This is a genomic window from Massilia terrae (assembly GCF_024753145.1).
In the GTDB taxonomy this organism is placed as follows: Bacteria; Pseudomonadota; Gammaproteobacteria; order Burkholderiales; family Burkholderiaceae_D; genus Telluria; species Telluria terrae.
This window is the reverse complement of sequence record NZ_JANUGU010000002.1, coordinates 788336-801708: the sequence shown is the minus strand read 5'-3', so window position 1 is coordinate 801708 and position 13373 is coordinate 788336. Positions and strand designations below refer to the sequence as shown.

16 protein-coding genes are annotated in these 13373 nt (G+C 64.2%); 2 read left to right on the top strand and 14 right to left on the bottom strand.

Going from position 1 to position 13373, the window contains the following annotated elements; translation table 11 throughout:
- Positions 1-3: 3 nt before the first annotated feature.
- The 12 genes from NX778_RS10830 to NX778_RS10775 all read right to left on the bottom strand — a co-directional run bounded on the left by NX778_RS10830 (position 4) and on the right by NX778_RS10775 (position 8710).
- On the bottom strand, positions 4-1347 hold the full coding sequence (locus NX778_RS10830) for a TadA family conjugal transfer-associated ATPase (RefSeq protein ID WP_258811734.1): 1344 nt from the start codon (positions 1345-1347) through the stop codon (positions 4-6).
- A gap of 13 nt (positions 1348-1360) precedes the next feature.
- Complete coding sequence (locus NX778_RS10825; RefSeq protein WP_258811733.1) at positions 1361-2521, bottom strand: CpaE/TadZ family protein; 1161 nt, start codon at positions 2519-2521, stop codon at positions 1361-1363.
- A gap of 16 nt (positions 2522-2537) precedes the next feature.
- Positions 2538-2975 (bottom strand): TadE/TadG family type IV pilus assembly protein, encoded by a 438-nt coding sequence (locus NX778_RS10820; protein WP_258811732.1) that lies wholly within the window; start codon positions 2973-2975, stop codon positions 2538-2540.
- Entirely contained in the window at positions 2972-3397 is a 426-nt protein-coding gene (locus NX778_RS10815; RefSeq protein ID WP_258811731.1) for a TadE/TadG family type IV pilus assembly protein, read from the bottom strand. The genes NX778_RS10820 and NX778_RS10815 overlap by 4 nt, the downstream gene beginning before the upstream one ends.
- A 3-nt stretch (positions 3398-3400) precedes the next feature.
- Positions 3401-4678, bottom strand: a complete 1278-nt coding sequence (locus NX778_RS10810; RefSeq protein WP_258811730.1) for a pilus assembly protein TadG-related protein — start codon at positions 4676-4678, stop codon at positions 3401-3403.
- A 51-nt stretch (positions 4679-4729) separates the two neighbouring features.
- Positions 4730-4921, bottom strand: coding sequence for a Flp family type IVb pilin (locus tag NX778_RS10805; RefSeq protein WP_258811729.1), 192 nt, complete (start codon positions 4919-4921; stop codon positions 4730-4732).
- A gap of 81 nt (positions 4922-5002) precedes the next feature.
- Positions 5003-5194 carry a Flp family type IVb pilin gene (locus NX778_RS10800; RefSeq protein ID WP_258811728.1) on the bottom strand — a complete coding sequence of 64 codons (192 nt, stop codon included), beginning with the start codon at positions 5192-5194 and terminating at the stop codon, positions 5003-5005.
- Between the two features lie 70 nt (positions 5195-5264).
- A complete protein-coding gene (locus tag NX778_RS10795) occupies positions 5265-5549 on the bottom strand; it encodes a hypothetical protein (RefSeq protein WP_258811727.1) in 285 nt (94 codons plus the stop codon).
- Between the two features lie 11 nt (positions 5550-5560).
- A complete protein-coding gene (locus NX778_RS10790; protein ID WP_370661322.1) occupies positions 5561-7081 on the bottom strand; it encodes a type II and III secretion system protein family protein in 1521 nt (506 codons plus the stop codon).
- Positions 7082-7107: 26 nt separating this feature from the next.
- Positions 7108-7935 (bottom strand): Flp pilus assembly protein CpaB, encoded by an 828-nt coding sequence (cpaB, locus tag NX778_RS10785; RefSeq protein ID WP_258811726.1) that lies wholly within the window; start codon positions 7933-7935, stop codon positions 7108-7110.
- 18 nt (positions 7936-7953) lie between these two features.
- The gene (locus NX778_RS10780; RefSeq protein ID WP_258811725.1) at positions 7954-8544 is read right to left on the bottom strand and encodes an A24 family peptidase; all 591 of its coding nucleotides are present in this window, start codon (positions 8542-8544) and stop codon (positions 7954-7956) included.
- A gap of 7 nt (positions 8545-8551) precedes the next feature.
- On the bottom strand, positions 8552-8710 hold the full coding sequence (locus NX778_RS10775; RefSeq protein WP_258811724.1) for a hypothetical protein: 159 nt from the start codon (positions 8708-8710) through the stop codon (positions 8552-8554).
- Positions 8711-9473: 763 nt separating this feature from the next.
- Between NX778_RS10775 and NX778_RS10770 the strand changes: the two genes are divergently transcribed.
- Both NX778_RS10770 and NX778_RS10765 read left to right on the top strand, forming a co-directional pair.
- Entirely contained in the window at positions 9474-10511 is a 1038-nt protein-coding gene (locus tag NX778_RS10770) for a hypothetical protein (protein WP_258811723.1), read from the top strand.
- A gap of 77 nt (positions 10512-10588) precedes the next feature.
- On the top strand, positions 10589-11110 hold the full coding sequence (locus NX778_RS10765) for a YggT family protein (RefSeq protein ID WP_258811722.1): 522 nt from the start codon (positions 10589-10591) through the stop codon (positions 11108-11110).
- A 122-nt stretch (positions 11111-11232) separates the two neighbouring features.
- Here NX778_RS10765 and NX778_RS10760 read toward each other — a convergent pair whose 3' ends face one another.
- Both NX778_RS10760 and NX778_RS10755 read right to left on the bottom strand, forming a co-directional pair.
- Positions 11233-12171 carry a carbohydrate kinase family protein gene (locus NX778_RS10760; protein WP_258811721.1) on the bottom strand — a complete coding sequence of 313 codons (939 nt, stop codon included), beginning with the start codon at positions 12169-12171 and terminating at the stop codon, positions 11233-11235.
- Between the two features lie 11 nt (positions 12172-12182).
- Entirely contained in the window at positions 12183-13367 is a 1185-nt protein-coding gene (locus NX778_RS10755; protein WP_258811720.1) for a zinc-ribbon and DUF3426 domain-containing protein, read from the bottom strand.
- Positions 13368-13373 lie beyond the last annotated feature (6 nt).

The following is a 13373-nucleotide window of genomic DNA, read 5'->3' as shown; positions in this document are numbered from 1 at the left end:
CTCTCAGCTTGAACGGCGTTGCGGATCGAAGGTATTCTCGGGCAGCTGCAAGCCGAAGGTCTGCAGCCGTTCCACGAAGCGCGGCCGCACACCGGTGGCGCAGAAATAGCCTTCCACCATGCCGCTGACCGCCACCCCGGTCTGGCGGAACGCAAAGATCTCCTGCATCGTGATGATGTCCCCCTCCATGCCGGTCACCTCCTGGATGCTGGTGACCTTGCGCCGGCCGTCGGTCAGGCGCAGCACCTGCACCACCACCGTGATCGCCGACGCGATCTGCTGGCGCGTGGCTTTCAGCGACAGGTTCAGGTTGGCCATGCCCACCATGTTTTCCAGGCGCGCCATGGCGTCGCGCGGGGTGTTGGCGTGGATCGTGGTGAGCGAGCCTTCGTGGCCGGTGTTCATTGCCTGCAGCATGTCGATCGCCTCGGCGCCGCGCACCTCGCCAATGATGATGCGGTCCGGGCGCATCCGCAGGGCGTTGCGCACCAGCGCGCGCGAGGAGATCTCGCCGCGGCCCTCGATGTTCATCGGGCGGGTCTCGAGCCGCACCACGTGCGGCTGCTGCAGCTGGAGTTCGGCCGCGTCCTCGATCGTCACCAGGCGTTCCTCGGGTGGAATGTAGCCGGACATGATGTTGAGCAGGGTGGTCTTGCCGGCGCCGGTGCCGCCGGAAATGATCATGTTGACCTTGGCCTTGCACAGGGCTTCCAGCACGTTCGCCATTTCCGGCGTCAGGGTGCGCAGCTCATCGCCGACGAGATTATTCATCTTGAGCGGGATGCGGGCGAAGCGCCGGATCGACATCATCGGCCCGTCGATCGCGATCGGCGGAATGATCGCGTTGACGCGCGAGCCGTCCGGCAGGCGGGCGTCGACCATCGGGCTGGACTCGTCGATGCGGCGGCCGACCAGCGAGACGATCTTGTCGATGATGCGCAGCAGGTGCTTCTCGTCCGAGAACGTGACGGGAGTACGTTCCAGCCGCCCGCGGCGCTCGACGAAGATGTTGTCGTAGCCATTGACCAGGATGTCCGAGACTGCGGGATCGGCCATCAGCAGTTCCAGTGGGCCGAAGCCGAGCATCTCGTTCTGGATGTCGCGGATCAGCCAGCGCCGTTCAAGATCGTTGACCGGGGTGGGCTCGGTTTCCAGCGCGCGTTCGATGGCGGCAGCGATTTCCGACCGGCGCACCTCGGGCGCGGCGCCCTCAAGGGCGGTAAGGTCGAATTCGTCAAGCAGGCTGAGGTGGATACGCGCCTTGAGCGCCTGGTAGCGGTCCGCCTGGACGCCTGGTTCGGCGCTGATGGTGTGCGTAGCGCTGCTGAGTTTGTCGCGAATGGACATGGTGGCCTCCGGTTCAGGCGCTGGCGCGGCCGAGCAGGCGGCCGAACAGGCTGCGGGCGTCCTGCTGCGGCACCGGCGACAGGTTGCGGGCGAAGTCGGCCAGGTTGCGGCTGACCGGGTTGTTGCGTGCGCTGTTCAGAAGCGGGTCGCCATGGTTGATCGCTGCCGACACCTGCTTGTACGAGTTGGGCACCGTGTGGATCGCCAGCTTGCCCAGGGCACGTTCGATCTCGGCCACGCCGATCTCGCCGCCGCGCTCGAAGCGGTTGACGATCACTTCGATCCGTTCGCCGCCATAGCCCAGCGAGCGGAACACGGTCAGCAGCTTCTGGGCGTTGCGCACACCCGGCACCGAGGCCTGCATCACCGTGAAGATGGTGCTGGTGCGGTCCAGCGCCTTGACGCTGACGCTGTCGATGTTGCGGCCCAGGTCGAGCAGGACGAAGTCGTAGCGCGACGAGGCCAGCGCGATGATGGCGTCCACGTGTTCGGGCTTGATCTCCATTGCCTGCGCCGGATCCTCCGGCGCCGCCAGCACGCTGAAGTTGGGAGCCACTTTTACGGCGCTGGACGACAGGAAGGTCGCGTCCAGCCGTTCGATCTCGCGTGCCATGTCGGACAGGGTTGTGACGGGGTGGCCGTCATGGACGAATGACAGGGCGTCGCCGAATTGCAGGTTGAGGTCGATCAGCAGCACCGAATGCTGGGCGGCCAATTGGGCGCCGAGATTGGTGGCCAGGAAGGTCGAGCCGCTGCCGCCCTTGCAGCCGATGAAGGCCAGCACCCGGCCATGCGTGCTGCCGCGGCTCACGCGCAGGCGGTTGGCGATGCGTTCGATCGCGGCCTGCAGCAGGGTAGGGCTGATCGGCGCGGTCAGCACTTCGCGGACGCCGGCGCGCATCGAGTTGAGCAGGAATTCCGGCGTGGTGGAGGGGCACAGCAGCACCACCGCCACTTGCGGATGGTGGGTGGTCACGTATTCGACCGGCGACAGTTCCGCCGGATCGCAGCACATGCCTTCCACCAGCAGGATGTCGGGCTGGTCGCGCTCAACCACCTCGCGCATCTTGCTCTTGCCGCCTTCGACCAGGATCGCCTGGTGCGAAAAGCCGTGCAGCACCTGGCCGAGTTCGTGCAGGTGTTCCTTGCTGGGAGAGATGAGTGCGACTTTCATGATGTCCTCGCTCCGGTTAATTACAGATGGTTGCCGAGTTGGGATCCTGTCGAAGGATTTCACGCGGCAGGTAGGTGGTGAAGGCGCTGGCGGGAATCACCATGGTCGGCTTGACCGCCTTGGGTATGGGCGCCAGCCATTTGAAGGAGAGGTCGGTAATGGTGACGGACACGCCCTGGCACGTGGACGCGGTGCAGCCACTTGGGTTCCAGGTCACGGTATAGCCTGATACCTGCGGCAGCACGCCCTGCATCTTGGTGAGTAGGTTTCCGTAGGATCCGTTGGGATCGGCACAGACCACGGCATAGCGCGCCCCGGTCCGGCTTGCCTCGGTTGCGCCGTTCCACATATATAAGAGGCGGGCGAAATCCATCAGGCCCAGCGCAAAGGACAGGAACAGGATCAGCACCAGCGCAAACTCGACGATGGTCGCGCCTCGTTGATGGCGGTTCATAGCGGGCACCTCATCGTGGCGGTAATGTCGCTGAAGGTCATGGTCGGAAGCGCCATGCCGAATACCGACGACGTGATCGGCTTGAATTTGTAGCCGGTGACCTTGATCGTGACGGTGTTGATCAGAGGATTGCTTCCGACGGTGCTCCAGGTCGGCGTCGCCACCTGGGCCAGGGTCAGGCTGGGGTCGAGCGGATTGCCGGTACCGGCGGTGTTGCCATAAACGACCAGGTTGCGCGCTTCGGTCTGGTGAGTGTTCTGGCGCTGCATCGCCAGGTAGCGCGTGGCGTCGCGTACCGCCTTTGTCACGCCGTTGTAGTGCTGGACGGCGCGCCCGAACTCAACCACCGTAAAGGTGATCATCAGGATGAGCGGCACGATGAGCGCGAATTCGACCAGCGCCGTGCCTCGTTGTGTACGCATGGCTCACCTCACGAGGACAGGCACCAGTGGTCCCGCACTGCCACCGGCAATGCCATTGGTCGTGCATGGCGACGAAGTGGCGCTGGCGTTGCCACGGTACTCCATTTGGACGTCGTCGCTCGGGCCGGTCATCGGCGCCAGCATCAGCATGCAGGCAAAATCCGCTACCGCGCTGGAAGAGGTCAACACCGGCACGATGACGAGGCGGCGGCTGAAGCCATATTTGGCGTGGTCACCTGTACTGCCGGGCGTCGCGATGGATTTGAAGCTGTTCAGCTTGTTCGTGACGCCGTAGACAATATTTGATCCGTCCGTCAGGCTGGTGCCCGTATTGTCGAAGGATGCGAAACTGGCGCGCTTGGCCAGGAAGTTTTCGGCCGATGTTGCAGAGCCAGCCGCCGCCGTGCCGCTGTAGGCATTCTGCGGCACAGTGTTCTTCCAGTTGTAAGCGGTGTACGCATAGCCGGTTAGATCTGGATGGCTGAGCGCGGCGCTGTCGCTGTTCTTATAGATCCCAAAACGCTGATTCCACGCCGTGTCGACACTGTTTTGCGCTCCCGGTGTCCCCAATACGTCGCCAACCTTGACCCCACAGACGCCGGGCGTGCCTAATTCGGCGGTGGTTTCGCTGGCGTTCGTGCTGCCATCCAGGTTGTACCAACCTAATTCGCCGGGGCCAGCCCCAATATTTTTGCCGTAGATGGTGACCCATTCGCCGACCGTGAAGCCATAGTCTGGCGGCGTACTGTTGCGGCCACGCAGGCCGACCGGCACCGGGCAGGCGCTTTGTGCGCTGGCCCGCGTTGCTACCGCGGTGCCGGACACCGAGTTCGGCGTTGCGAATCCTCCGACGACGGCCAAGGCAGGCAGCAGCCAGGTCTTCACGCTGGGCTGGGTGTGCTGGCATTGGGCGTAGCGGGCAGCGAGCGGGTCGGTGGTCGCGGTGTAGCTTGCACTCTTGAAGCTGATGTCGCCCGCAGCCAGCTTGGACTGGCCATCCCAGGTGGACGATTGCAGGTTGACGTTGTTCAGGTTGCCCGCGGTGACACCAGCATTCAAGGCGCGCGTGATGGAGGTGCTCTGTCCATCGAGCTCCTGGGCCGCCGCCAGGGCACAGCTGTCGAGTGCCGTTTGCAGTTCTGTGCGGACGATGAACAGGCGACCCAGGTCCATCGCGATCGCGGCGAACCCGAGCAGGAACAACAACATCATGGCGAAAGTCAGGATGATCGCGCCGCGTTCGCGTGCTGCCGGTGTCGAAATGCGAGTGATCGGTGACATTTTTTTCTCCTGCTGTGAGGCGGGCCGCGATAGCCGGCGGCCTCGGTAAGGTCAGGTGCAAGTCGTGGTCGTGAGGCAGTTGGTGACCCTTGCGATGAAATTCGTAAATGAACCATTGTTCAGCGACGACAAGGCGATCACCAGCGCAATCGACACGACAGCGATGATCAATGCGTATTCAACGACCTGTGCACCCTCGTCTTCCTTGGCGAATGCGCGCAGCGCCCGAAAAGTCTTGTTCATTTTTTTCTCCTGTTGGTTGGCCGGATGGTTTTTCCGTCAGGAGGGGCGGGACCACCTGGCCCGCACCTCCTTTCTGGTCGCTCAGGTGCAGGTGGTGGTGGTGAGGCAGTTGGTCACCCTGGCGATGAAGGTATTCATGTTCGTACCCCCGATTTTCGACAGTGCGATGACCAGCGCGATCGACACCACGGCGATGATCAGTGCGTACTCGACGACCTGGGCGCCTTCCTCGTCTTGAGCGAAAGAGCGCAATGCTTTTTTGATGGTTTCCATTTCAATTTCCTTTCAGTTGCGTTGAAGAGTATTGCCAAGTGCTGCTCTCCCCAGTCTGTGCCGGGTTCAATCATTTGGATGGGTTGCTCCCATTACCGCCTGTCATGCCACCAATATTGATGACGTTGGTAACCGGCGGCGGTTCTTTGAAGCTGTCGTGGTAGCGCTTCTGCGCTTCCAGCGCGGCCTGGGTGTCGATGCCCGCCGCTTGGTCGGGATTGCTGCCGGCCTTTGGGTTGAGGGTCTGGGCCAGGCGGGCCTGGCGCACGGCGTCGCCGAAATGGGCGTCGTAGACGGGTGAGCTGCTGCAACCTGCAAGCAGGATGACGGCGGCGAGCGGAATGTTCGGTCGCATGGTTGGGCTCCTCATTTGGCCGGCTGGGCTGTCTTCGCTTCGGTGGTACCCATGATCATGGCGTCGGTGCGCGACGGCTCGGCGTGGATGTCGGTGGGCAGGACGGCCGCGGTGGCAGTCGGCTTGACCAGCCGCGGGGTGATGACGAACAGCAGTTCGGTCTGATCTTTCTGGAACTCGGACGAGCGGAACAGAGTGCCAAGCACCGGGATGTCACCTAGGCCGGGGAACTTCTTCAGGGTCTCCGTCACGTTGTTGCGGATCAGGCCGGCGATCGCGAAACTCTGGCCGTCGTTCAGCTGGACCGTAGTGTCAACCCGGCGCGTGGTCATCGAGGGCAGTACGGCCGTGAAGTTGCCGATCGTGGTGAAGGGCGAACCGGTCTGCGACAGCTCGGACACTTCCGACACCACCTTCAGGTTGACGCGGCTACCGTCCAGCACGGTGGGCGAAAATTTCAGGCCGACGCCGAACTCCTTTTCTTCCAGCGTGATCGTGGTGAGGCCTTGCTGGTTCTGGGAGACCGGAATGAAGATCTTGCCGCCCGACAGGAAGCTGGCGGACTGGCCGCTGATGGCCATGATGTTCGGTTCGGCCAGCACACGCACCACGCCGTCCTGCTTCTGGGCGTCGATGCCGAACAGGCTGGTGTTGCCGGTAGCGTTGAGGCTGGAGGCGACGCCCGCTTTGGCGGCGCTGACCCCGACCGATGCCGCGCCGGTCACGGTGCCGCGGCCTAATTTACCTGCGACAATGGGAACGCCGCCGAACAAGCCGGACAGCACCTTCGACGTCATACCGTCGGCCGACACGAACATGCGCGAGTAGTCGATATTGAGGTGGTCGAGGATGGATTTGCTAACCTCCGCGATTTTCACCTCCAGCATGACCTGTTGCGGCGAGCTCACGCGTAGCAGGTTTACCACCCGTTTGCCGTCGCCGTAGGCGGTGGCGATGCGCATCACCTCGTCCAGCTTGGCCGGATCATTGACGCGGCCGGTCAGAACCAGTGCGTTCTCGGCCGACTTGACGTGGATGTCTGCTTCCTCCGGCATCACCTCCGCCAGTTTCGATTGCAGGATGCCCGGATCGATCGAGACCACAATGTCCTGCAGGTAGCAGGCGCCCTTGGCGTCCTGCAGGATCACGTTCATCGAACCAGCGCGACGGCCGCGCACGAACAGGTCGGTCGGGCTGAGCAGCAGCACGTCGGCGTCGGCGATGCCGGTGTAGGCGTCCATTTGGGGCGCGGGTGCCGCACCAGGCGTCGTTGGCCCTGCCGCCGCGCCTGGGGGAGGCTTGCTGGTGACCGGGGCATCCACCACCACGCGTGTCACCGCCACCTTCAGCGGGATCACCCGCGATTTGCCGAGCATGACCATGGCGGTCGGTCGTTCGGTGACGCCAGTACATTGGTGTGCGTTGCGTTCGGCGGCCGTCGGGGCGACCGGCTTTGCCAGTTTGGCGGCGCCGGCGCCGCAGGACATGGTCGCGCACACCAGCAATACGCCGGTCTGAAGGGTTCGGTTCACGATGGTCTCCCGGTGGGATGTTCTAATTAGAAGCAGCTGACATAGCGGCCGCTGTCACGCAGCACTTCGACGCAGGGGCCGGTGGCGGCGACCGCCCGCACAACCTTGGGACGGGGCGGCGGCGCCACGACCGCAAGCGGCTTTTGCGGGACGTTGCCGAACAATTCGTCCTTCGTGATGCCTTTCGTGTCGACTTCCGCCTTGTCGACCTGGTTGCGCAGGACCAGCGACAGGGTGCCGACGTTGCGCGCCAGGTCGAGTTTTTCGGCATCCTGCGGTGTGAGTTCCAGGGTTACGGCGTTGACCACCATCGGCTTGGTCGCGTCCCGGCCTGCCTCCTGGGCCACGGCCAGCACCAGCACCTGCTCCAGCACCGTCTTGCTGACCGGTCGCGGCGCCTCGTTCTTGCCGCGGTCCTGCTGGGTGTTGACCATTACGTCGACGTAGGTGCCGGGCAGGGCGAAGCCGGCCACGCCGACCACGTCGTTGACGCGCACCGTCATCGCGCGCTTGCCTTCGGAGATCACTGCCGACAGGCCGCCCAGGGTGCCGACCGGCGCCAGCTTGCGCTCGATGATGGGCTCGCCGCGCGTGATGCTCGTCTTTAGCGTGCGTTGCTGGACGTCCTTGATGTCGGCGAAGGCGCCCGGGGGTACCGAGCCGGCCGGCCAGTCGGTCAGCTTCACCATCTCCGGCGTGATGCGCGAACCGAGCTCGATGTCGACCGCGGCCACCACCACCTTGTTGGCCGAGACGGCAGCGCGCTGCGCGACCCAGCCGGTGGCATACGCCGCCGCCGCCAGGCCCGTGAGCAGCGCAAGCGCGATCAGCAGCAGTCCCTTGAAGTTTTTCATGGCACTTTCTCCTTCCGATCAAATGAAACCGAGCTGGCGCGCGACCACCTCGCCAATCGTGGCCGCGGCAATGCTGACGCCGAACGCGAGCTTGCCCGCCGACTGCGAGGGCGCCAGCTGCACGGTCGGGCGCTGCCCGCCAATTGCCGACAGCGTGAGGTAACACAGCAGCATGCGGGTGTTGTCCAGCAGGCGACGCATCAAGCCGTGGTACGCGGCGAACGCCAGTGCGGCCACGCCGCCCACCACGAAACTGAATAGAAGGGCATACAAGGTGTCGTTCCAGCCGAGGAAAGCGCCGGCCATCGCCAGCAGCTTGACGTCGCCGGCGCCGACCGCGCGCATCAAATAAAAGGGAAACATCAGGCCGAAGCCGGTGGCGATGCCGCTGGCCGGGAACATCCAGCCGGCGCCGTGCACCGGCGGCTCCAGGATGTTGTACACGGTGCCGAACACCAGGCCGCCCACGGTCAGCCAGTTGGGGATGCGGAAGCTGCGGTAGTCGGACACCGCGGCCGCCAGCAGCAGCGCGATCAGCACGCCGGTGCGCGGGTCGGTGAACAGCATCCCGATCAGTTCGAGCAGAGCGCGCAGTTCGCTGTGATCCATGGCGTCCTCACGTGGTTGTCCAGTTCAGCCTGCGCAGTGCGAGAAACACGAGGGCCGCGAGCGCCGCGATGATCGCGGCCAGCAGCACGAACTCCATGCGCGCCCCGCCGTCGTCCTTCAACAGCCACCGGACGGTGTTCCAGCAATCGGACATTGAGCGCGACATGGAATCCTTCGGTTGCGTTGATTTGCACAGGCATGGACGCAGTGTAGGCAGCGGCGCCTGCCGCCGCATGGGACGCGCCGCCGTTTTTTGGGATGGTTGTTTGTACCGGCGCGCGCGCCGGCGGGGCAGGACAGATGTACCGGCGGCGCGTGACGCGCGTCCCGATTTTTTGCGCGTTTGCGTTAGCGCGCGAACCGATGGCGCGCGCGAATTCGGTGATAAGAAAAGCGCGAATCACGCATGCTCAACACGCACCTTGTGGCATCGATGCAAACGTTGGGAGTTTGAATATCAAAAAAGCCCACGAAAAAGCTGTGTGGCAGTTGCGCACTGACAAGGTTTTCGTGTACTTTACGTGATTGAATTTGTCAAATAGTGAACACGCTGATTTTTTCGCGTGTGACGACGACAAAAAACCGATTGAAAATGGGACGCTGACCTCATCAGTATGCACGTAAATTTATCGAAAAGAACAAGCCGCACTGCCTGATCAGTTCAGGCATGGCGGCTTTTTCTTTTCGGCGCGCGATGCGGGCTGCGGTGTGAACAGCGTCACTTGATGTACCAGTGTCGCCGGTCGCGAGATCGGCGGCGACGGCTGAAGTGCTCCAATCGTGAGGAGTTGGAGCAGTTCAGCTGGTGCCGAATTCATTAGCATAAACATTGGTTCGCGTTTGTGCCGATGAATAATTCGCCTGGCCATGTTGGCCGGACGGGTTTAAACCTTGTTGGTATCTCTCATCGCAGACGAAGGAGAACAAAAATGGCAACAGCCGCTAAGAAACCCGCAGCAAAGAAACCGGCAGCGAAAGCAGCCGCCAAGCCGGCAGCTAAAGCAGCCGAAAAACCGGTGAAGAAAGCCGCCGCCGCCAAGCCGGCCGCCAAGGCCGCCGCTAAACCGGCAGCGAAGAAAGCCGCCGCTGCAAAGCCGGCAGCGAAGAAAGCCGCCGTCAAGCCGGCAGCAAAACCGGCAGCAAAGAAAGCAGCAGCCAAGCCGGTAGCAAAGAAAGCAGCAGCAAAACCGGCAGCAAAGAAAGCAGCAGCAAAACCGGCAGCAAAGAAGGCAGCAGCCAAGCCGGTAGCAAAGAAAGCAGCAGCAAAACCGGCAGCGAAGAAAGCCGCCGCTAAACCGGCAGCGAAGAAAGCCGCCGCTAAACCGGCAGCAAAGAAAGCAGCAGCTTCGAAGGCAGCCGTAAAGCCGGCAGCAAAGAAAGCCGCAGCAAAACCGGCAGCGAAGAAAGCAGCAGCCAAGCCGGCAGCGAAGAAAGCCGCCGCTAAACCGGCAGCAAAGAAAGCAGCAGCTAAGCCGGCGGCCAAGAAAGCCACCGCCAAAGCCGCCGCCAAACCGGCTGCCAAGAAAGCCGCTGCAAAGCCGGCCGCCAAGAAAGCCGCTGCGAAGCCGGCTGCGAAAAAAGCCGCCGCCAAGCCGGCTGCAAAAGCAGCAGCCAAGCCTGCAGCTAAAAAGGCAGCCGCCAAACCGGCAGCTAAAAAGGCAGCCGCAAAGCCTGCAGCTAAAAAAGCAGCCGCAAAACCGGCAGCCAAGAAAGCAGCCGCCAAGCCGGCCGTAAAAGCAGCCGCCAAGCCGGCAGCCGCGGCAAAACCGGCAGCAGCCGCCAAACCGGCAGCCAAGAAAGCGGCAAGCAAGAAGCCGGCTGCCAAGAAGGCCGCTCCGGCCGCTTCGGCTCCAGCCCAGGCAGCAGCTCCGTCGGTCGCTCCGAGCCCGGCTCCGACCCAGGCTCCGGCCAAGACCGTGCTGGCTCCGGCAGCAGCATGGCCGTTCCCGACCAGCAGCCGTCCGTAATAGCCGGCTCTGCCTGAATTCAGGCACAATACCGCTGTGTGTTCGGTCACACAGCGGTTTTTTTTTGAGGAGTCGTCGTGCTGAGTATTCTCCAGTTGATCGTCGATGCGGTGGCCAGCGTCTTGGGCGGCGTGTTGCTGCTGCGTTTCTGGATGCAGGCCACGCGCGTGCGCCCGCCGATGCAGGTGGCGCAGTTCACGTACACCTTGTCGGACTGGCTGGTGAAGCCCTTGCGCCGCATCTTGCCGGGTGTCGGCGGCTATGACTGGGCGAGCCTGATCGGCGCCTTCCTGGTGGTGCTGGCGGCGACCGCGCTGATGGCATTGTCGGGCTGGGAAGCGCAGGCCATCTTCATCGGCGCGCTGTACCGCTTCATCAGCTGGATCATCTACGGTTTCATGGCGCTGTTGATCATCGACGCCATCTTCAGCTGGGTGAATCCGCACGCGCCGCTGGCGCCCTTCGTCAGCGCGCTCAATTATCCCTTGCTGCGCCCGATCCGGCGCGTGGTGCCGCCGATCGGCGGAGTGGATCTGTCGGTGCTGGTGGCGCTGATCTTGCTGCAGATCGTGCAGGCGATCCTGGCGCGGATTTTCTGATTTGTTAGCGTAAGAACGTCGCCCCGGCGCAGGCCGGGACCCATGCTGAGCGGGCTAACACCGTTCACGCTCAGCATGGGTCCCGGCCTGCGCCGGGACGACGTGCTGAAAGTGGTGGTCGGCTAAAAGCGGTAGCCAAACGCGCGCTCGAACTGGTCGGCGATGCCGGCCGGGGTGAAGCTGTGGTTCTGGCCGCCCTGGTGCGCGATCTTGATCGAACCGAGCAGGCTGGCGATGCGGCCGCTGGTCGGCCAGTCGTAGCCCTTGGTGATGCCGAACAACAGACCCGCGCGATAGGCGTCGCCGCAACCGGTCGGATCCACCACGCTCGAAGCCGGCACCGCCGGAATGTCATGGCGCTCGCCGCCGGCATAAATCTCCGAACCCTTTTCGCCGCGCGTGATGATCAGCGCATCCAGTCGCGCCGCGATGTCGGCCAGGGTCAGGCCGGTGCGGTCCATCACCATCTCGAATTCGTAATCGTTGGCCGCCAGGTAGCTGGCCTGGCCGATGAAGGTGATCAGCTCCTCTCCCGAGAACATCGGCAGCTGCTGGCCCGGGTCGAACATGAAGGGGATGCCCAGCGCCGCGCAGTCGCGCGCGTGCTTGATCATGCCGTCGCGGCCGTCCGGCGCGATGATCGCCACCGCCAGCGGGCCGCAGTCGCCGACGCTGTTCTCGTGCGAGAACTGCATCGCGCCCGGATGGAAGGCGTTGATCTGGTTGTTGTCCAGGTCCGCGGTGACGAAGCACTGCGCGGTGTAGGCGTGGCCGATGGTGCGGATCGCGCGCGTGGCGATGCCGAGCTTGTCGAAGCGCTGCAGGTATTCGCCGCCGTCCTGGCCGATGGTGGCCATGATCAGCGGGTCGCCGCCCAGCAGCTTGAGGTTGTAGGCGATGTTGGCGGAGCAGCCGCCGTATTCGGTGCGCAGGGTCGGCACCAGGAACGATACGTTCACCCGGTGCAGGTGGTCGGCCAGCAGCGTTTCGCCGAAGCGGCCGTGGTACTGCATGATCTTGTCGAATGCGAGCGATCCGCAGATCAGCGCGGTGTTGGTCATGGGATGAAGCCTTATGGGTAGAAGACGGCGATGTGGTAGCCGGAAGGTTTCAGCTGGTCGAGCTGGAAATAGAGCTTGACCGGCTGCTCGCCACGCGGCGCGAAGCCGGCGGCGCCGGCGTCCTTCGGCAGGTAGTCGGCGGGCGCGAACACGCGCCGCACCAGCGCCTTGTCGTTGGCGTCGGTGAGCGCCAGCTCGATGTCGGGCCAGGCCTGGGCCACGCCGGCCTGGTTGTGCAGCAGCGTGGTCAGCACGTAGGTGTCCGGCGCGAGCGTCTGCAGGTCGCCGGTTTCGATGGTCAGGTTGTCGATTCGCGCCGGCAGCTCGACCCGGCAATGCAGCAGCGTGCAGGCGGACGCCAGCGCCGGACGCAGCGCCGGTGCGCGCACGGCGATATCGTTGCGGAAGATGTAGGCAGCCTGCGCCAGCAGCACCAGCAGCAGGAGCGCCGCGCCGCCCGCCCACAGCGCCACGAGGCGCTTGCCGGACTGTTCGCGCTGGCGGCCGCGCCGGACGAATTCCGGCTCGTCGATCTCGGGCACGCGCAGCTTGGGAGGCTCGATCCGGGTCGGCGTCAGTTTGGAGCGGCGCGCCTGCTGGCGTGCACGCGCGGACCTCGGCGGCTCCGGCGCCGCGACGGGAGCCGCGCCCGCCGTATCGGTCGATGCGCGCTGCGGCAGCGGGGTGTGGACTGGGGCGCTGGGCGCGAAGCTCACCCGCGGCGCCGGCTCGGCCTCGACAACGGGCAGCGGCGCGACCATGGTTTCCTCGTCCACGTCATGCAGCGAGGGCTCGACGCGATTGTCGTAGGCGTTGGGCGGCGGCGTTTCCGCGGCCCGCTCCGGCGCCGGTTCGGCGGCGGGGACGGCGGCAGGCGCCGCCGCGGCTTCGTCCGCCACCTCATCTTCTTCCGGCTTGGGCAGGATCCCGAGCGGGTCGAGCGCGTGCCCGAGGTCGAGCGTGTAGACGGGGATCTCTTCGTGCGCGCCGGCTGCCGGCGCTTCGATCGCCGGTGCGGGCGCGGGAGCAGCGGAAGGAAGCCCGGCCGGCGCGGCCGAGAGGTCGACCAGGCTGGCGTTGCCGTCGAAGATTTCGTGGCAGGCGCCGCAGCGCACGATGCCCCCACGGAGTTTCAACTGGTCCTGGGCGACCCGGAACGTGGTTTTACAGTGGGGGCATTGGGTGGCGAGCGCCATGGGCCT